The following is a 20,526-nucleotide window of genomic DNA, read 5'->3' as shown; positions in this document are numbered from 1 at the left end:
AAATCGAAGCACAAGTTATGATGCGATCGCAATTCATCATCCGAGATTAAGGAGAGTTTAAATGATGACGGATAAAGCGACAGAGAAAAAAGCTTACTCAGACAAATTTCAGGCGAAACTCGACAAGATGAACGCCCAAATTGACGAACTCAAAGCCAAAGCCAAACAGGCTAAAGCAGATGCCGCGATTAACTATCACGAGCGGATCGAGGAGCTGGAAGTCAAGCGGAATCAAACCCAGGACAAGCTGAAAGAATTGCAGCAAGCCAGCGGGGAGGCTTGGGAAGATATTAAAGATGGTTTTGAAAGCGCTTGGGGCGAACTTCAAGGTTCATGGGAAAAGGCGATGGAGAAGTTCAAATCTTAATTTTTGAGATCGGCGATCGCCGGGATTTTTGAGTCTAAAAAATCTCCGCAATTCCGACTAACCGAAATGTTTCGTTTAGTCGGAAGTGAGCAGTTCTTCGAGTTGGGTGAGCAGGTGTTGCAGCCGTTCCCACTTCGCCGGATTTTCCCAAATTCTGGCGGCTTTCAAGTGCTGATAAGTTGTCTCGATCCGAGCTTGGGGAGAGGCAGAGCGATCGCCCGAATTTGGCAATTCTTGAATGCGTTTCCGAATGGTTTTCAGGGAAAGATTTTGCGCGATCGCCTCTTGAAGCAGTTTTTTTCGCTCTCCCTCATTCGGAATTTTGGCGATCGCCATCGCTTTCGTGTAGGTGATTTTTCCCTGTCGCACCGCATCGAGAAGGTGCGGCGGTTTATTTAGCAGGCTCAACCGCGTTTCGACGAAGGATTTCCAGGACAAACCCAGGGGGGCGAAAATCTCTTCGACCGCCGCCATTTCTTTTTGAGCCGAAACGTTTCGGCTCACCCCCCGCTTGAAGCCGTTCCGCATCCGGTAAAGCAGGGAAATGACGCGATCGCGATCGAGTTTCAACCGCACCGACAGCAGCTTCTCAAAAATTGTACCGATCCGTTAGGTCGATGGTAACGCCGTCCCGTTGAAAAAGAGTAACGCTTGGATGGCGGCGATGACGCGCTCCAACTTGAGTTGCGTGAGTGATAACCGAGAGATCTCATCAATAACTGCCGTAATTTCTTGGCACTCGCGATCGCGCTCCGGCTCCAAGTATTGCAGTTGTTCGAGGGGATGGCGGTTCAACAAAAAGTCGAGTTCTTGACAGAGGTTCTGGTAGCGAGAACAGGCCCACTTGAAATCGGATACGACGCATTCCAACTGGATTTGAGCCTCGATCCAGTCCCGCATTAATTGGAATCGCGGGTGGACCGCGGCGACGGGCGACACGGGACTGGGTTGCCAAGAATAAGTGTCAGCAAGGTTTCCCAACATAATAGCACCCTCAAAATTTACCCTTCACTTTCTCTCTCAGGTAACATAGCCCGATTTTACGGGAAATGGCAAAAAAAAATTTTTCGTTCTATTTTTGCCTGTTACAAATGGCGATCAAACCTTTGCCAGTTGGAAGTTATGGCGTTTTTAGCTGTCGGCATTTTTCCATCAAATCGCACAATTTCAAGAGTCAGGCCGGGGGAAATTATGAAGTTTTGTAAAAATAATCTCGGGCAATTTTGAAAGTTTTATTAAGGGGTTAAAATTCCGGATCTTTCGATTGTAGAATGGCTGACATTCCCCGGCAAGCTGTTTGAAACTGTGCGATCGCATCTTGGGGGTGGTGGAAACGATCTAATTTCCGGCGATAAAGGCATCGATTTTCTCTGGGGAGTCGAAATCGATCCGTCTTTCCCGAATCCGGGTCTGGGAGAACAAGATACATTGATTGGGGGGTCAGAAGCAGATGACTTTGTACTCGGAGATGAATTACAGTCTTATTATATCGGTTCCGGAGATTTAGATTTTGCATTAATCACCGACTTTCAACCCTCAGAAGATGCGATCGATGTCAGCGGAGCAGATGCCGTCATATTTTCTGACTTTACCTTCGGAGATTTCGGAGTTGGCGTGGGGATTTGGAGTCAAACCAACGATTTAATTGCTTTTGTACAAGGCATCAATGCCACTGATCTTATTGCCGATTTTAATTTGTTTCGCATCGGTTTTATGGAGGCAAACTGAAAATGCAAAATTTTAAAATCAGTTCGGTTGCCACAATTTTACCCCTCGCCTATTTGACGACTTGGTGTTGTGCGCCCACATTTGCTCAAGTGATCCCCGATCGCACTCTGGGCGATGAAAACTCGGTCGTCACGCCCAATGTTACGATCAATGGGATAGAGAGCGATCGCATCGACGGCGGCGCGATTCGCGGTTCCAACCTGTTCCACAGTTTTGAAGAATTCAACGTCCAATCCGGGCGCGGCGTTTACTTTTCCAACCCCGACGGCATCGCCAACATCCTCAGCCGCGTCACCGGGGGCAACGCTTCAAACATTCTGGGAACTTTGGGGGTTTTGGGAGATGCAAATTTATTTTTAATCAACCCCAATGGCATCATTTTCGGCCCCGACGCCCAACTGGATATCAACGGTTCCTTCTACGGTTCCACCGCCGACAGTCTCTTATTTGAAAATAACTTCGAGTTTTCCAGTTCCGACCCCCAAGCACCGCCACTGTTGACGGTGAACGTACCCATCGGGTTACGATTGCCCGAAAATCCGGCCAGCATTATTAACCGCGCCGCCGTTGCGGATGCCGAGGGCAGAATTCTCGGCTTGGAAGTCCCGGCGGGAAACAGTTTGTTATTGGTGGGCGGGGATATCATTATTGATGGCGGGGGATTGAATGCACCCGGAGGATATATTGAACTGGGAGGACTCACAGAAGCCGGAATTATCGGCTTGAGTGGCAGTGGAAATAAACTGGAATTGAGTTTTCCTGAAAATGCCCTTTTAAGCGATATCACCCTCGCCAATGATGCCTGGGTTAGCGTGCGCGGCACTGGAGGGGGAGATATTGCCGTAACCGCCGGCACTTTGACGGCGACGGACGGCGGGTTTTTATTGGCGGGAACGGAAGGCGCGGGGGATGGCGGAAATATTGCGATCGCGACTAACAGCATTCAAATTTCTGGGGAAAGCGGTTTCTACAATCAAGCCACGCCGGAAAGTACGGGAAATGCCGGTGATATTGTCATCCAAACGAATAGTTTTAGCGCCACATCGGGGGGTGAGGTGCAGTCATTAACTGGAGGAAACGGCAATGCTGGAAATATCGATTTGACCGCCACCAATTCCGTCGAATTGATCGACAGTTTCATTGAAACTCTAGCTCTCGAAGGAGCTTCTGGCAATGCTGGAAATATTGCCGTTACAACCGGGACTTATTTATCATCGGGTGAAAATGGCTATCTGTGGACGGGAACCCTCGAAGGAGGCAGAAATGCCGGAAATGTTACAGTTAATGCTGATGCCGTCACTCTTTTAAATGAAAGTAGTATTGATACGGCAAATCGCTTTGGACTTGGCAATGCCGGAAATATTGAGATTAACGCCACAAACGACATCCGTTTATCTGGAGAAAGTTATCTCGGTGCCGGATCTGTCGGCCAGGGAAATGCGGGTGATGTCACCTTGAGAGCGGGGGGAGCGATTGAGTTTGACAATAGCGATATTTTTAACGCCGTATCGACGAGTTCATTCGGTGAAGGTGGAGAACTCAATATTACGGCGCGATCGCTCTTTCTGGATAACAATTCTACTCTGGGAAGTTTCTCGGGATCTGAAGAAGGGGGAGCCGGTGATGTGACGATCCGAACGACGGAGTTTGTCACCTTGGATAATGATAGCAGTGTGTCAGCATTTTCCAGCAACAATGGACGGGGCGGAAATATTTTCATTCAAACCGGTCGCTTGAACGTGCTGGGCGGGTCTAATTTGCTTGCCAATGTGGTGGGAAATCAGCCCGCCGGAAGTTTGACAATTAATGCTTCGGAATCGGTGGAAGTTGGCGGTTTTGAGGGTGAAAGTATTCCCGGTATATTTTCCGGAAGCTTTGTTTCCATTGATACCAGCGGTGACGGAAATGCGGGTAATTTGACGATTAATACCAAAAGGCTTGTCGTCCGAGATGGAGCCAGAATATCAGCAGAAACATTTGAAGGTTTGGGTTTTGGGGGAACCATAGTTATTAACGCTTCCGAGTCGATCGCACTTCTGGGAAATACCCCAGATGGGTTAAATGCCAGCCAAATTAATGTTCGCACTGGTGGGGAAGGCTCGGCGGGAAATATCAGGATTACTACAGGACAGTTGACCGTTCAGGATGGTGGAAGTATTTCTGCTTTGACAATCGATCGCGGTTCCGGTGGAACCATAGACATTAATGCTTCTGATTTCGTAGATGTGAGGGGTCGGCGATTTTTTGGCGAGTTTTCAAGTGTGATCGATACGGAAACGATCGGAACGGGAAATGCAGGAAGTATCAATATTACAACGGGTCAATTATTCGTGCAAGAGGGAGGCGAAATTAATGCTTCAACTGTAGGGGAAGGGGAAGGCGGGAACCTACAAATTCGAGCCTTGGAATCGCTGGAAGTGGTTGGAGATGACAGCCAAATGACAACCGAAACTAGAGGAGAAAAACGGGCGGGTAACATTGAAATCGACACACCTAATTTGAGGATCTGGGAGGGGGGAGAAATTTCGACTGCGACTTCGGGAGCCGGTGCGGGGGGGACTCTCAATATCAATGCACGAGATTCGATTCTGTTGGTCGGAACTGATGGGTTGGATAGTGAAATTTCCACCGAAAGTAATGATGTGGGAAATGCGGGAAATTTGACCATTCAAACTCGCCAATTGACCGTCCGAGATGGAGCGGGTATTTCGGCGGCAACTGCGGGAGAGGGTCCGGGGGGAACGTTAAATGTCAATGTTTCCGAGTCGGTGACGTTGACGGGAGTATCCGGGGAGAGTCTAATTCCGAGTCGGTTATCGACGAGTACATTGGGAAATCAACCCGCCGGAAATCTGAATATTAATACCCCCTATTTGAGAGTTGAAAATGGCGCGATCGCGGAAACGAGTACCAGCGGCGGGGGTGCGGCGGGGACGTTGCGGGTGAATGCGCCCGATGTGGAGGTCCTGGGAACGTCCGCGAGCGGCAGTCCCAGCGGTCTGCGGGCTTCGGTCGATCGCCGGAGTGCAACCGGGTCTGGAGGCAATATCATTCTGAATGCGGAACGTCTGGGCGTCAGAAATGGGGGGCAAATTTCGACGGCAACCGAAGGAATTGGCAGGGCGGGAGATGTGGCGATCACGGCTTCTCAGGTGGAAGTGACGGGAATTGCGGCTAACGGAGTCAACCGCAGTCGCATCTCCGCCGAAACTTTCCAAAACTCCATCGGAGACGGGGGAAATTTGAGATTGTCGGGCGATCGATTAACCGTTGAAAATCAAGGTCAAATTACTGTCAGCAGTACCGGGGAAGGAGTCGCCGGAAATTTAGAAATTAACGTTCCATCTATCACTTTAGAAAACCGAGCCAGCCTCGACGCCGAAACCACCGGAGGTCAAGGCAACATTGTCATTAATGCCGAAGATCTCATCCTCCGCCACCAAAGCGACATCACCACCAACGCCACCGGAGAAGCCACGGGGGGCAACATCACCATCGATACAGAAAACCTTGTCGCATTAGAAAATAGCGACATTTCCGCCAATGCTGAAGATGCCTTCGGCGGTCGAATTACGATTAATGCTTTGGGCATTTTTGGCACCGAATTCAGAGACAGAGAAACCGACAGAAGCGACATCACCGCTACCTCGGAACTCGGGCCGGCTTTCAGCGGCGAAGTCAATTTGAATACCCCCGACGTTGACCCCAGTGCCGGACTGGTGGAATTTGACGATTCTATTCAAGATATCTCTTCTTTGATCGACCAAAATCTTTGTCAAGAAGGACAGGGCAGCGAATTCACCATCACCGGACAGGGCGGCTTGCCTCCCACCCCCCGAGATCCTCTCAGTCCCAGTCGTTTGTGGGAAGATTCGCGAGTTCCGACGACTCCAGAAACCGTCACCCCAACTGAATCGGAATTTGTCGAAGCTCAGGGTTGGGTGAAAACTCCGGAGGGCATTCAATTAATTGTCAATCCCGATCGCGCTACCCCCGCCCGCCCCTGGCTGATTCCGCCCAATTGCGAACAGTTGAACTCGCAAAATTCGCCATCTTATTTAATTGCAAGTACCGCTTTTGTCGCCCAAGCTACCGCACCGGAACCGCTCCAAGTTACGATTGAAGACTTTGACTTTGAGGGCAACACGGCTTTCAGCGATGAGGAATTAAAACAACAACTGAAACCCTATTTAGGGAAACCCATCACTTTCGCCGAATTGATCGCGGCTCGCACCGCCATCACCCAACTTTACACCGACCATAATTATATCACATCCGGCGCTTTTATTCCACCCCAAACTATCCCAAATGATGGGACTGTAACTTTGATAGTTGTCGAGGGAAAAGTTGATGAAATCAACGTCAAGATTGAAGGGAGATTAAATGAAAATTATATCAGAAGTCGTCTGGAACGGGCGACATCTGCCCCGTTGAATCAAGAGAAACTGTTGGAAGCGTTGCAGCTATTGCAACTCGATCCGCTGGTGGAAAAGATCTCCGCCGAACTGTCGGCGGGGGTGCGGCCGGATACGAGTATTTTGGATGTGGAAGTGGTGACGGATGATGACTGGGAAATCGAGGCGATCGCGAACAACGGAAGAGTCCCCAGCGTGGGCAGTTTTCGGCGGGGGGTGGGGCTCGGCTACGGCAATTTGACGGGAATGGGCGATCGCTTCCATCTCGCCTACGCCAACACCGACGGCAGCAACACCGTAGACGCATTTTATTCGATTCCGGTCAATTCTCGCGACGGCCGCATCGAATTGTCCTACCGCCGCCAAGATAACCGGGTGGTGGAGTGGCCGTTTGAAAGACTCGATATCGAATCGGATTCCAACACCTACGAAATCGCTTTCCGACAACCGATTGTACGGACGCCCCGCCAAGAGTTCAGTTTGGGTTTGGCGGCGACGATAAGGGACAGTCAGACCTCGATTTTGGGGACGAATTATCCCCTCTCTGAAGGGGCGAATGATGACGGAGAAACGAACCTGTCAATTTTGCGTTTTTTCCAGGAATATCAGCGCCGGGGTGACGATCAGGTTTTCGCGGCTTATTCCGAGTTTAATTTGGGGTTGGGAATTTTCGGGGCGACGGTGAATGATAACGAACCGGACGGACGGTTTTTCTACTGGCGGGGACAGGGACAGTGGGTGCGGCGGTTGGCTGAGGATACCTTGTTTGTGGTGGGTGCGGACGTGCAGTTGTCGGCGTCGAATTTGGTGCCGATGGAACGGTTCAGTTTGGGGGGATATCGCAGCGTCAGGGGTTATCGCCAGGATACTCGTTTAAGCGATAGCGGTGCCTTCGGGACGGTGGAGGTGCGGTTGCCGATTCCGTGGATTTCCGGGGAGGATACGCTATTTCAAATTGTGCCCTTTGTGGATGCCGGTATCGGGTGGAATAGTGACGGGGAAGAGGTTCCGGGTCCGAATGGTTTGGCGTCGGTGGGGTTGGGTTTGCAGGCGAGTTTGTGGGATACAATTAATCTGCGGTTGGATTATGGGATTCCGCTGGTTGATGTGAATTCCCGCGATCGCACTTGGCAGGAAGGCGGGTTTTATTTTTCGGTGTTTTCTGCACCGTTTTAAGGAGGTATGGACATGAAATTTATCAGGAGATATCTTTACCCCCCTCAGTCCCCCCTTGGTAAGGGAAGAATAATCAAATGGATGGCGATCGCACTCTTGGCCTTTTGTCTCAGTCTCGGACTGCATTTTATGTCTCCGGTTTTGGCGACATCCTCCCCGGCGAATTTAGTCCAGCAGGGCAATCAATTGTTGCGGCAGGGGAAAGCCGAGGCTGCTTTGGAAGTGTGGCAAAAAGCGGAGGAGATTTATCGCAAAAATAATGATATAATTGGGGCGATCGGCAGTCAAGTGAATCAGGCGCAGGCGTTGACCGATTTGGGATTTTATCGGCGTTCCTGCGATACCGTTTTGGAAGCGTTTGGGAATAATTTGCAGTGCGATCGCCTGACGGATACTTTGCTAAATGAGGTTCTGGAAACTTTCGATACTGCCAACAATAACTTGAATTTCCAGGGCTTGCAAAGTCTGGGAAACGGACTGCGGGCGATCGGGAAGTTGGATCTATCTCAACGGGTATTGGAAGCGAGTTTGGAATTGGCAGAAGATGCCAATACCGAAGGGCAAGCATTGCTCAATTTGGGCAATACAACCCGCTCTCAATCCGGACGTGCAGCCAATTTTAAGCCGAAAAAAAAATCTGAGAGAGAAGCACTTCAAAATCTGATTTTAAAAGGATTATCTGACTATCAACAGGCGGCGACTATTTCTCCCGATCGCTTGATACAGATTCAGTCAACCATCAATCATCTCAGTTTTTTGATCCAATTTAATCAATGGTTGAGAGAGGGCGATCGCGACAACTTACTGGAACCTCACGTCCAGTTTCAGGGGGAAAAATTGCCGGAAATTATCGGGAGTATCAACCGAATCGAACCCGAACCGCAATCCATTAAAGCAGCAATTAAATTGGCGGAATTATTGACCGATCTCGAACGTCAAGAAACCAATCCAATCGTCGAAAAACTGACCGCCAATTTGGCAGAATTGATCCGATCCGGTTTCGTCGAAGGAGAATTGCTCGAACCCGCGATTAAACGGGCAGAAACAATCAACAATTATCGCCTGGAAGCCTACGGTATGGGAGTCCGGGCGACACTCTATCAAACCCGTGGAGAACTGGAAACGGCGCTGAATTTGAGCGATGCAGCTTTGGCGATCGCGCAAAAGGTTTCGGCTTCGGATATCGCCTATCAGCTTCAGGAACAGGTGGGGGATATTTACAACCAAAAAGGTAACTCGAAAGCGGCACTGGAGGCGTACACATCCGCCTTCAATACCCTGCAAGTTTTGCGGCGAAATTTGGTGGCGTTAAATCGAGATCTTCAGTTCGATTTCCGCGATCGCATCGAACCCCTGTATCGAAAATTGGTGGCGTTGCTGCTGCAACCGGAACCGGGTTCGACTCAACCCAGCCTGTCCCATCTGAAAGCCGCCCGCGAGGTGATCGAATCTTTGCAACTGGCGGAATTGGACAACTTTTTTCAGGACGCCTGCGTGAGTGCGGAGAATATCAATATCGACGAAATTGACGAACATTCTGCGGTGATTTATCCTGTGATAGCACCCGATCAATTGGGGGTGATTGTTAAGTTGCCGGGGGCCGATAATTTTCGTTACAGTTCGGTGAGCGATCGCGACTTTGAAACCCAATTTAATGAACGTCTCTCCCAACTCAAAAGAACGATGATGACCGCGCGACTGCCGGTCGGCGAAACCAAGTCGTTATCCGGTCAAATTTATCGGTGGTTGATCGAGCCGTTTGAAGCCGATTTAGAAGCAGATTTAGAGCGGGATGAAAGTCAGATCAAAACGTTGGTTTTCGTGTTGGATGGGTTGCTCCGAAATATTCCCATGTCCGTATTATATGACGGCGATCGCGATCGCTATTTGGTGGAACGGTACGCGATCGCGGTGGTACCCGGTTTGCAGTTGATCGATCCGAATCCTTTGTTAAAAGAGCAGGTGCAGGCGTTGACGGCGGGAATCGCTCAAGAAGCCCCGAGTTTTGCCGTGGAAGGGTTCGCCGCTTTGCAATATGTCGAACCGGAACTGAAAGCCATCCGGGAAACCGTACCGGAATCCGAAAAGTTAGCCGACGACCAATTCACAAAAATGAACGTTCAAATTCAGATCAATTCCGAACCGTTTACCATCGTCCATATTGCCACCCACGGACAGTTTAGTTCCAACCCCGACGACACTTTTATTTTGGATTGGAACGAGCGCATTAATGTGCGAGATTTAGATCGACTGCTGCAAACTCAGGAGGTGCAGGAATCGGACCGGCCGATCGAATTGCTCATTTTAAGTGCCTGCCAAACTGCCACCGGGGACACGCGGGCCGCCTTGGGTTTGGCGGGGGTTTCGATTCGAGCCGGTGCCCGCAGCGTGTTGGCGAGTTTGTGGAGTGTCAATGATGCCTCGACGGCTGAATTTATGAAACAATTTTATCGGCAGTTGTTGCAGTCCGGCAGTTCGCAACTGAGAAAAGCCGAGGCTCTCCGGGAAGTGCAAATTGGCTTTATCCGGCGACAAATTAAACCGAATAGCGATTACTACAAACCCTATTATTGGTCGCCATTTATTCTGGTTGGAAATTGGCTGTAGTTAAGGTTGTGGGACGGCACGACCCGCGATCGGCTCCCGCGAAATGTCTTCCAAACCGGCCTCTTCATCGCCCAACAGTTGCGTCCAAAGCTCCCGAATTTGGGCGTTTTGAGGGTCTTCTAAAAGTAGACTTCCCAATGCTGTTACCGCGTCATACCACAGTCCATTTCGAGCGTAAATCCTCGCCCGTTCCGGGGCCGTTTGAGCAGATTTCAACTCCGTTTCGATGGCGGGGTCGGAAACTCGCGTGACGACCCCTTTCAGCGAAACCGTCGGCGGCGAGGCGGGGTCGATAGAGTCCCCAGCACAATCCATTTCAAAATACCAGCGGTAGGTGCGGCTTACTTCCAAAGGGGGAACCGTTTCCGGAGGGGAAATGGCGACAATTCCGGGGGTGTTTTTAAGTTGTAGTTGTGTCCCCCAAATTTCAACTTCTCCGGCTTCATCTTGAAGGGAAAATATTGCCGAATTGACATCGGATGAACTGTAAGGAATGTAAATCCAAAATGTGGGGCGATCGCCGAGCGTTAAATCGAGCAAATTCTGGCGACCTACCACGGCAGTCAGGGGAATTTCCGTTGGGACACAGATCCCCCGCGTTCCCGGCCCGCTGTCGGATTCGGGGGGTTCTCGGTTGGCTTGCGGTATAAATTGGATGGGTTCCTCGGAAGAGTCTGATTGGGCAATTGACGGGAAAGTTGAACTCAGAAGGACGATCGCGATCGACGATAGTATGGACTTGGTAAATGCCATGAAGATCAGATTAGGAATTAGAACGCCCAATTATTATAGCTAAACCCGTGCCGGTGACCAATAGTGTCAGGGCAGCCGGGACGAAGGGAATCCATCCCCCCTGCACAAATAGGACGGCGCAAACCCCATATAAAACGATCAGCGCGACACCATTTCCGACGATCAAAAATAGGGGCGATCGCGAATATAAAAAGAGTGCCGATCCGACGGCAGACCACAAACCGATCCAGAGGAATTCGACGGGCGACGGCCACCACCAAATCAGGGGGCGATCGTCGAGAACCGCACTGATAATTTGACTGACCATGTGGGCTTCAATTTCGACACCCGTGAGGCGTTTATTCCCCCACTTCCCCGCCCCGATGGGAGCCAACCAGCGGTTGTCTTTGAAGCTGGGATCGACGGTTCCGATGATCACGATGCGATCGCGGAATTTGTCGGGATCGACTTGTTGCTTCAAAACATTTTCTAAGGTGACGGCGGAGGCAATTTGATCGGTGGCGCGATAATTTAACATCACTTGATAACCCCGGGAATCGATATCGTGGTAGCCAGCGGTATGTTGGCGGAGGGTTTTAAAAACGGTGTCGCCGAATTGGGGATAATCGCGGGAATTAATTTGAAAATTTAACTTTTTATTTGCGAGATAAAAACGCGCCAATTGCAAACTAAAAGACTCTCGGGTGGGACAATTTAAACCAGCCGGATTGACGGCGAGTAGATGGCGACGGAGTACATAATCCGGGTCGGATACGACATTGTTAAATCCCAAGCGATCGCGGGGAATATTCGGCGGTGGCGGGACTCCCGGCCGTTCCGGCTGTCCGTATTCGCAGATGGCGACGAGGCGATCGCTCGTTGCGAACAAATTTTTCAGTTGTTCAAATTCCGCCGGGATGGGATTTTCTCGGTAAACTAACAGTCCGATCGCCCTCGGTTGATACCGTTCTAAGGTTTGCAATAATAACTCCAAACTCCGATTGGAAAGGGAGGCTCCTTGCCGTTCCGCCGCCGGTTGAGATTGAACATCTTCAGCGGTAATCGTCACCAATGCGAGGCGCGGGTCGGGATTTTCCTCGGGTCGAATTTGCATGAAATGGTCGTAGGCTCGGAGTTCCCATTGCTGTAAAAAACCCAGCGATCGCATCCCCCAAACCAAACCCGTCGCCGCAGCGACGACCGATAAAATAATCAAAAATTGTCGCCATTTCGGTCGCTTTATTTTTTCGATTTTAGACGTTTCTCGAATCCAATTTAGAAAATCAACGGGTTGATTTTGGAGGATCAGATCGTTCCAGGTGGGAGGAATATAGCCCGGATTTTGACATAAAACGGGCAGCCAACTCGCGCAGGGAAACTCCCGCTCAAAATCGTCGTGAAGGCGCTCTCTCGCCCGTCGGACGGCGATATAAAGGGACTCGCCCCCAGCAAATTCCTTCAGGAAATGTTTGAGAAATTCTTGGGCGATGCGATCGGGAACCACTTCCCGCATCACGATCATTTGGGGAATATTCAAGTCGTCCAATTGGCGGGCCAAACCCAACCCGTCGCAGGAATTAAAAATCGCCAATTTTAACCCCCGCTCCACGGATTTTCGCAACCCGTACCACAACTCTTCCACGGTCAAACTGTCGTGGGGATTGATATAAATTCTGCCCGTCTCTCCCTCGGTTTCGCTGTGTCCGGCAAAAAAGATAATATCCCAGGATTGCTCCCAGAGGCGATCGTTAATGTGCCGGTGTTCGGGTTCGATTAAAATCGTCGGGTCGGCTTGGGGTAAACTTTTAATAATGTTTAAATCTGCTTCCGTATCGATCCCGTCCCGATGGCCGATGATGACCAGAATTTTAACCCTTGATGCCCTCGGATAATTGTCGTCGTATTTCGGCGATTCGATTTCCACTGGACTGAGGGCTAATTCGGCTTTGGGATAGCTGGCAAAAAAGTCCCACAGGTGCAGCGGCAATTTTTTCAAGTTCGCGTCATTCGTGCGGAGCAAAACTTGAATTTCTTCATCTCGGTTCAACTCCTCACGCAACCGCTTGTCGAGGGGCCGAAAATCCTCGTCATCTAACCAAGAACCGAGTCGCTTTTCCAACTCCCGTGCGGAAACCTGACAGGCTTGAATGCGTTCCCGAGTCGAGCCTCTGACGATCCGTTTCGGCTTGATCCGGGCCGGAGAATTGAGATTTCGATATTGATGTTGCCAATGTTGATTTAGGTGTGCCAATAATTCCGGATTTGCCGGCAAATGCCCCCGTTTTTCGACCAGCGTTTTTCCGTTCGGTGTCCGGACTTCCAAGTTGACATTGAAGCCGCTTTCTGCCCAGCTTCCATCGAATCGGATGGCGACAATTTTAGCCATATTGCCAATCCCCTCAGATCGAAAATTTTTCGGTCAGGATCGTCTCTTTCCAGATGATTTGTACGCCAAAAAACTCTCCCGACTCCCCGCCAAACTCGAATCTCAAACTTTCGCTCCCGCAGGCTTCGGCTTGCATCACAGATTTGCCCCCTTCATCGACGATCGCCAATTGTAATTCTTGGGGTAATTTCAACTCCGGATCTTGGGGAAATAATTCCACGTAAACTTGCACTTCCGAAGCGGTTTCCTGGCCGATGCCGACGCACAAGCAGACTTTTTCTCCCGTCGGTTTCAACTCGATCCACTTGCCCCGCTCGATCGCGGGAATTTCGACCGGCGATCGCCGATTTCTAAAGCTGAACCTCAATTCGTCTCGGGGAGGATTGAGATGCCGTTCCAGGGTGTCGATCGCTTCCCAACCCGCCTCACAAACTCCTCCGATCCAATTGCTCAACTGGGATACCATTTCGGCGACGGGAGCCCGTTCGAGTTCGCCGATGCGTTCCAAAAAATCGTCGAGCGGCTGCAAATTTTGCAGCAAAATGGCATCGGAATCGACGCTTTCGACGAACCCCAGCAACTCCGCGCGATCGCCCGATTCGCTCAATTTTACGGCCAGATAACCGACGCGATCGCCCCACACTTCCGGCGGAATTTCCACCGCCGAAGCATCCGAAAAAACCGGGCGACATTCGACCTTTCCGATCTGAGCGAGGCACAAATCCGCCACGTCTGCAAGGGTTTGCATCACCGGATTCCAGCTTTCACTGGCTTGCAAATCGGTGTCAATTCCCATGCACTTGCAATAATAGTTGACCGCCAGAATCGCCAACGTATTATGATAAACTTTTTCCGCTTTAGCTTCCGCGACGTGACGGCTCCCGAATTGTCGGGCAATGTCGCGATCGCGGGCGGTGAGCGGAATGGTAAATTTCAGAGATGTCAAGTTTTCCATTGTCAGCATTGTTACTCTAATCTAGATTTGCACGTCCCCTTTGATTTGCTCCGAAAATTGTTTCAGGCAACGTTGATAAAAATCTGAAAGCGTCGAAATCTTGACTCCCAAATCCGTCGAAATCTGTTCCCAACTGTCTCCCGCCATGCGGCGTTTGACCAGCACCTTAAAATTCGCCTCCGGATGCCCCCGAATGTGTTTTTGCTCGAACCTCCCTTCGGGATCTTCCTCGATATACTGTCGGACCAGCTCGGACAAAGACGGATTCGATTCTCGGGAATTTTCAACGGTAACTTCCTCATTAATTTCGACCGTTTTTATTGCAGTTTTCTTGCCCATCACCTCCGCGATCGCATCCACAAAAAACCGTTTTTCTAACAAAAAGTTGACCCACCGCATCACCGGACCGCTCTCCGGTTTGTAGCGGTCGATCTGTCCGCAGACGTAGAGCATCAGGTTCTGAACCGCTATTTGGTAAATCTCCTCATAGCGATCGACAAATTGACCCTGACGAGGACGACACAAGCGGCCGGAGTTCAAAATCTCCTGAACCAGGCGAGTCAGGGCTTTCCGCCGTTCCCGAGAGCGGTCGGGGTGCCCTCGGGCCGCGATCGCCAGTTCCCGCAGGCGTTCATCTTGCAGATGCGTCTCTGGTGAGTTCACGTTCTCCTACAGCCCTCGCACTACCGTTCTATTGTTTCTCTCAGATTTGTTAGCCAAATTTTACGGTAAATTTGAATTTTTTTCAGTCGGGACATCCGACTCCCGGCATCCGCAACAATCCTAAATTTTTTTTAAACAAGTGTCACTCGAATTCCTACGCCCATTTTTAATAAGGTGAAAAAAATCAGATTTTAGCTCAAAATTTATACGGTAATATCCCATCAATTATCCTCCGATTTAATGAAATTATCGATATTTTTTTCCTGGTGCAACCACAGATTTTGTTGGGGAATTCCGATCGCGATCCCGTCCCGTTCAAAGGCTTGCTTGACTCGGTAGCGAAATTCGCGCCCCACCGCCCACTGCTGGCTCGGCTTGGTCTTGATCAACCCCCGAATGACAACACCCGTGTGGGCGACTTCCTCCACCCCCAAAATGCTCAAAGGTTCCAGAAACAAATCTTCCCACTCGGACTCCTCTTGCATTTCCTTCGCCACCTCTTGCATCACTTCGATCGCCTTTTCGATGTCGGCGGCATAGCCGACGGATATGGTAAAATTCACCCGCGACCAATTTTTGGTCATGTTCCGGACGACCCCCACCAAACCGTTGGGAATGGTGATCAATTCCCCGTCTAAATTCCGCAATTCGGTGATGTAGAGATTCATGCTTTCCACCGCCCCCGCATACTCGTTCATCGCGATCACGTCCCCCACCGCATAGCGATCGTTGAACAAAATTAAGATGCCGTTCAATACGTCTTTGATCGTATTTTGAGAAAAATAAGTGATCGCCAAACCCACCACCCCCGCACTCGCTAGAAAAGCCGTTGAAATGCCGAGCACCTGAATCGTCCACAAAATTCCCAACGCCCAAAATAATATCGTCGTCATCCCTTTTATAGCTCGGGAAGAAGTGTTGGCTCGCAGGGCGTAACGCTGAGAAGTGGGATCGTAAAGTTGCTGTGCTTTCGCCCACCGATTCAGATAATAATCCGTCAAAAAGTCGCTGACGCGATCGGCGAGGCTGACAAACAACCAAACCAGCAAAATAAACACATATTGAGTTTCAATAATTTCGCTGTAATTGCGGGTTTCCGGATAAAGATATAAAATATGCGAGACCCCAAAAAAAACGATAAAAATTTCCCCCCACATTAAAATTCTGCGGAGCAAACGGATCAAGTTTCGCTGCTGTTTTAGGAGGCTCTGTTGTTTCAGTGAAATGGTGGGGATCTGCGACAAAAAAGATTCCGAAATTAGGCTGATAGCCAGAGCTTGTAAAGCCGGATTTTTGACGCTGTTATCCTCGGGATGTCTGCCATTTTTGGAGGGGTGGGATTGGGAATCCTCGCCGCCCCCCTTCGCGCCTTCGGACTCAGCTTTGTTGTGCCTTCCCGAACCCACGGACTCGGGATTGACTGCCATCGACTTTTCGAGGGTTTGGAGTTCCTTTTTCAAAGAGCGATCGAGTTTTCTGAGGCGCCTTTGCAGCAGCCAAATTAGTACGGTAAAGGCGACGATCAAGATCGCAATTTTCAGAGATTTTAGCAACTTGTCTTCGTACCAGGAGCGCGTATTTTCCGCCCGTTCGATAAATTCCCCGAGCGAGTCGATCAGAGCCCTTCTAATTTTCTCCTTCCAAATCGATGCCAACTCTTCGGAAGATAGCATATTATTGGCGATCGCATCCAATTCCGTCACGGTGACAATTACCTGCTGTTGCAATCCGTGTTGGGCTGGAAATGCGATCACCTCCTGATCGTTCAGCTTCCCAATTTGGAGCTCTAAGTTGTCCGGCGAAATGGGTGGCAAGCCGTGGGAAAAAAGAACTCGTTTATTAATTTCACTTTTCAAATTTTCGGTCACTTTACTAACGCCATCGAGCGGGTTCGATGCTTCCGCAGAATTATTTTCCTCTGTCAATTTTTCGGAAGACTGTGATGTTTCCTCGGTGTATTTAATCCAAGCCAAGATGATCCGTTCGAGAATTCCCTGAACCCGTCTTGCCCGCTGTTCGGCCGTCAATTCGACGGTGGCACCGACATTGGCATCCACCTCCGGATAAGTCGCCACCGTCAGCACTTTTTGACCGTGCAACCAAACGTCCGCGCACTTCAATTCACCGCACAAATAAGAGCGGTTGACATTCCAAAAAGAACTGCTCATGCCACGATTGCCGCGGGTGTTTGTTCCGTCCGAACCGCCGAACAGCGAAAGTTGCGCTTCAGAAATGCCGGGGATCAGAAACGTCAGCCCCAAACTCAAAAGGGCGATCGCGACAAATTTTTTAACGGGTTTCGATTGCAGCATTGTTGAGAACTGGTAACGGCAAATTAATCGTCTAAATTGGGACTCAAAGTTTCGACCTAACTTTCTGTCCGCCTCCAATTGCTAATATCCCAAGTGTTCGCATCCCAGGGAGTCGGATCGATCCCCGTCAAAGTATTGCTAACCCCCGTCGTCGTGGCGCGATCGACGATGGGAATCACCGCAAAATCCTCCCGCAACAATTCATCCATCTGCCGAAATAATGCCGCCCGCTTTTCCGGGTCGAGTTCCGTCATCGCCCGCTTCCACAATTCGTCATATTCCGGATTACAATAGCGGGCATAATTCGGTTTTTGCCAGCTATTTTCCTTTTGGGCAATTTCCTCGCACGTCCACCATTTCATGTGCGGCCCCGGATCGGGGCTGTCATTTCCGGTGGTAAATTCCTGCAAATCCGCATAAAAATGATTGAGAGTATCCGTATTCCCCGGATCGCCCGAAAAGAAAATACTCGGGTCGATACTCTTCAATTCCACCCCCACGCCGATCGCCTCCAAAGACTGCTTCACGATCTCCTGGGTTTTCTGCCGCACCGGGTTCACCGACGTTTGAAAAACCACCTGCATCTCCACCCCATCTTTATCCCGAATGCCGTCCCCATTGCTATCTTTCCATCCCGCCTCATCCAACAACGCCGCCGCTTTTTCCAAATTAAATTCATAGTCAATTTGATCGGAACTGTACTGCTGAGGGACGACGATCAGTTGGGCGGTAGGCCGTCCGGTGGGGCCGTAAAGTTGGTTGGAAATCGTGTCGCGATCGACCGCCAGATCGAACGCCTGCCGAACCTTTTTATCGGTAAAAAACGGGTGGGGAAACTCCACACTCGATCGCTCCCCGTCCGCCGTCGCTTGGTTCGGATCGGTAAAATTGAACATGATCCGCTCGACATAAGACCCGAAATTCGCCAAAACTTTCCCCCGTCCCGCCGCTTCCAACTGTTTGAGAATATTCGCCTCCACCTGCAAATTAAAAGCGTAGTCCGCATCCCCCGTCTGCAACACCGCCCGCGCCGCCGAAGTCGCATCGCCGCCCCCCTTCAATTCCACCCGTTCAAAATAGGGTTTTCCCGCATCCCAATAGTTGGGATTCGCCGTGTAAACGACGATATCTCCCGGCTTGAATTCTTCCACCAAAAATGGCCCCGTTCCGACGGGTTGATTGTTGGCTTCGGCTTCCCGAATGTTGGCACCGTTGTAGGGTGAAAAAATATGTTCGGGAAGGATCGCCCCCGTCTGTCCGGTAAAGGGAACCGCCCAGCCCGGAGTCACATCTTTGAAGGTAATTTTAACCGTATGATCGTCGATCGCTTCCACCGTTTCGATGCCCGAAAACGCCTCCAAATTGGAAGAGGCGACGTCGGGGTTGCTGATAAAATTGTAGGTAAAAACGACATCCTCGGCGGTGAAAGGTTCGCCGTCGGACCAGGTGACATCCGGCTTCAATTTCCACGTCACGGAACGCCCGTCCGCCGCCACGCCGCCATTTTCTTTGCTGGGAATTTCCGCCGCCAGGAAGGGCACCAGGCGATCGCTATTATCGTAACTCGCCAGGGGTTCGTACACCAACCGGGCGGCGTCGAAGTCCTTGAACCCGCTGGCGAGGTGGGGGTTGAGGATGGTGGGCGCCTGCCAGTAGAGGAGTTTGAGGGTTTTGCCGTCCGCCACGGTGGGGGCGTCCTGGGAGGTGCAGGCGGCGAAGGTGAGGGAGAGGATGCAGGAGAGGATGACGAGAGGGAGGAATAGACGCCGGATCATGATTGGGAATTGCTCAAAGTGTCCGCCTTTAGTGTTTTAGCAGAGATCGGCGCATTTTGGGAAATGTTGGTTTTGGAGGCGATCGCGTCATTAGTCAAGAAACCGGGTTTCTTTGGGAGAGTTAGGTGAGAATTGAGAGAGACTCGTAGAAACCCGGTTTCTAAATCGCTATTCCCTTCGCCGTAACTGCCAATAATCCGGTTTCCGTCTGCCATGCATGACCGCCAAAATCAAAATATACTCTGACTCAACCGTGTAGAGTATCGCATAGGGGAAACGTTGCACCAAACAGCGTCTCACTCCCGCCTCAAGCATTAGATACCGCTGAGGAGTTTCCCGGAGACGACAGACGGCATCCTCAATAGCATCAATGAACGACTGGGCAAGAGTTACATTTCTTTCGGCGTAATAGCGGACGGCTTCCGCATACTCCGCGAGGGCATCAGGATGAAAAACGTATCGCATCAATCCAGTATGGCTTTCACCTGTGCCAGGGCTGTCTCCCCTTCAATGACTTGAACCGTACCATTAAGAATTTCATCCCGCCGCCGTTTCGCTTCCACCAGCCATAAGGATTGAGTCGTTTCATCAATTTCTTGTTCGAGACTGGCGAGCAAATCGTTTACCAATTGCAGCCGCCAATCCGGGGGGAGAGCCAAAACTTCTTGTCGAATTTGTTCAAGAGACATCGTTCATTTCACGCGATCGCCTCTCTATATTATGACAGATTCCTCAATCTTTTCAATCAAAATCTTCATGATGCACTCAAAGCCACTTCGATTTCCTCAACCCGCCAAGCCGCATAAGCCAAGGATTCCCGTAAATCTTCCGGTTCCAAATAAGGATAAGCTTGCAAAATTTATTCCGTCGAACGACCGGCAGCCATCAACCCTAAAATCATGCCGACCGTCACCCTCAAACCCCGAATACAAGGTTTGCCACCCATCACTTCCGGATCGACTGTAATGCGTGTGAGTTGCTTCATGATTCTTGTTTTTAAATTTTACTTTTAATGTCGCCAATCGATATGATAACAGATTTTCCAACTTTTCAAAATCCGAACGCGATCGCTTTTGATTTTGCCGGATGGGTTGGGTTTTTGAGGGTGGCTGGTGGGGGGTAAGAAACCGGGTTTCTTTGCCAGCCGGAGATTTTGGTAAAAATCTTTGCTAATATCAGATCCGGTTTTATAACCGTACAATCTTCCCAATCCTCTTGAGAGGATTTTTGCTATTAGCTTGGGAATTGATTCCCAAGCAGTCTTGCATATCCAACTCATTTTGTTCCGAGCATTCAACCGGATTTGATATAAAATGTAACTGCGATCGCCAATTGCTCCCCCTTATCTCCCCCCTTACAAAGGGGGGTAGGGGGGGATGGGGGCGGGGGGGGATCGAAGGGGGATAATGG

At 50.3% G+C, this 20,526-nt stretch carries 15 protein-coding genes; 4 read left to right on the top strand and 11 right to left on the bottom strand.

Translation table 11 applies throughout. The features are described 5' to 3' along the window. The first annotated feature begins 61 nt into the window (after positions 1–61). The gene (locus LKE08_RS08820) at positions 62–367 is read left to right on the top strand and encodes a hypothetical protein (protein WP_324703848.1); all 306 of its coding nucleotides are present in this window, start codon (positions 62–64) and stop codon (positions 365–367) included. Between the two features lie 75 nt (positions 368–442). On the opposite strand, the gene LKE08_RS08815 is transcribed toward LKE08_RS08820, so the two are convergent. Beyond that, complete coding sequence (locus LKE08_RS08815; protein ID WP_324703847.1) at positions 443–943, bottom strand: hypothetical protein; 501 nt, start codon at positions 941–943, stop codon at positions 443–445. A gap of 33 nt (positions 944–976) precedes the next feature. After that, the gene (locus tag LKE08_RS08810; protein ID WP_324703846.1) at positions 977–1,351 is read right to left on the bottom strand and encodes a hypothetical protein; all 375 of its coding nucleotides are present in this window, start codon (positions 1,349–1,351) and stop codon (positions 977–979) included. A 321-nt stretch (positions 1,352–1,672) separates the two neighbouring features. On the opposite strand from LKE08_RS08810, the gene LKE08_RS08805 reads away from it, so the two are divergent. The 3 genes from LKE08_RS08805 to LKE08_RS08795 all read left to right on the top strand — a co-directional run bounded on the left by LKE08_RS08805 (position 1,673) and on the right by LKE08_RS08795 (position 10,293). Then, positions 1,673–2,095, top strand: coding sequence for a hypothetical protein (locus tag LKE08_RS08805; RefSeq protein WP_324703845.1), 423 nt, complete (start codon positions 1,673–1,675; stop codon positions 2,093–2,095). Between the two features lie 2 nt (positions 2,096–2,097). Next, entirely contained in the window at positions 2,098–7,686 is a 5,589-nt protein-coding gene (locus LKE08_RS08800) for a ShlB/FhaC/HecB family hemolysin secretion/activation protein (RefSeq protein ID WP_324703844.1), read from the top strand. 81 nt (positions 7,687–7,767) lie between these two features. Then, complete coding sequence (locus tag LKE08_RS08795) at positions 7,768–10,293, top strand: CHAT domain-containing protein (protein ID WP_324703843.1); 2,526 nt, start codon at positions 7,768–7,770, stop codon at positions 10,291–10,293. Here LKE08_RS08795 and LKE08_RS08790 read toward each other — a convergent pair whose 3' ends face one another. The 9 genes from LKE08_RS08790 to LKE08_RS08750 form a co-directional block, all read right to left on the bottom strand. After that, positions 10,294–11,046: a DUF928 domain-containing protein gene (locus LKE08_RS08790; protein ID WP_324703842.1), complete on the bottom strand. Its 753-nt coding sequence runs from the start codon at positions 11,044–11,046 to the stop codon at positions 10,294–10,296. A gap of 10 nt (positions 11,047–11,056) precedes the next feature. Continuing rightward, a complete protein-coding gene (locus LKE08_RS08785) occupies positions 11,057–13,411 on the bottom strand; it encodes a CHASE2 domain-containing protein (protein ID WP_324703841.1) in 2,355 nt (784 codons plus the stop codon). Positions 13,412–13,424: 13 nt separating this feature from the next. Beyond that, positions 13,425–14,375 carry a DUF1822 family protein gene (locus tag LKE08_RS08780; RefSeq protein ID WP_324703840.1) on the bottom strand — a complete coding sequence of 317 codons (951 nt, stop codon included), beginning with the start codon at positions 14,373–14,375 and terminating at the stop codon, positions 13,425–13,427. 12 nt (positions 14,376–14,387) lie between these two features. Further along, on the bottom strand, positions 14,388–15,029 hold the full coding sequence (locus tag LKE08_RS08775) for a hypothetical protein (RefSeq protein WP_324703839.1): 642 nt from the start codon (positions 15,027–15,029) through the stop codon (positions 14,388–14,390). Between the two features lie 221 nt (positions 15,030–15,250). After that, the gene (locus LKE08_RS08770; RefSeq protein WP_324703838.1) at positions 15,251–17,341 is read right to left on the bottom strand and encodes a mechanosensitive ion channel family protein; all 2,091 of its coding nucleotides are present in this window, start codon (positions 17,339–17,341) and stop codon (positions 15,251–15,253) included. A gap of 56 nt (positions 17,342–17,397) precedes the next feature. Continuing rightward, positions 17,398–19,116 (bottom strand): peptide ABC transporter substrate-binding protein, encoded by a 1,719-nt coding sequence (locus LKE08_RS08765; protein ID WP_324703837.1) that lies wholly within the window; start codon positions 19,114–19,116, stop codon positions 17,398–17,400. A 168-nt stretch (positions 19,117–19,284) separates the two neighbouring features. Next, positions 19,285–19,581 (bottom strand): type II toxin-antitoxin system RelE/ParE family toxin, encoded by a 297-nt coding sequence (locus LKE08_RS08760; RefSeq protein WP_324703836.1) that lies wholly within the window; start codon positions 19,579–19,581, stop codon positions 19,285–19,287. Next, complete coding sequence (locus tag LKE08_RS08755; protein WP_324703835.1) at positions 19,581–19,805, bottom strand: addiction module protein; 225 nt, start codon at positions 19,803–19,805, stop codon at positions 19,581–19,583. The genes LKE08_RS08760 and LKE08_RS08755 overlap by 1 nt, the downstream gene beginning before the upstream one ends. Positions 19,806–19,975: 170 nt before the next feature. Next, the gene (locus LKE08_RS08750; protein WP_324703834.1) at positions 19,976–20,101 is read right to left on the bottom strand and encodes a DUF433 domain-containing protein; all 126 of its coding nucleotides are present in this window, start codon (positions 20,099–20,101) and stop codon (positions 19,976–19,978) included. Positions 20,102–20,526: the final 425 nt, after the last annotated feature.

Source organism: Lyngbya sp. CCY1209, from assembly GCF_035615495.1.
GTDB lineage: Bacteria > Cyanobacteriota > Cyanobacteriia > Cyanobacteriales > Microcoleaceae > Limnospira.
The sequence above is the reverse complement of the archived record's forward strand: the minus strand, read 5'-3'. Positions and strand labels throughout refer to the sequence as shown.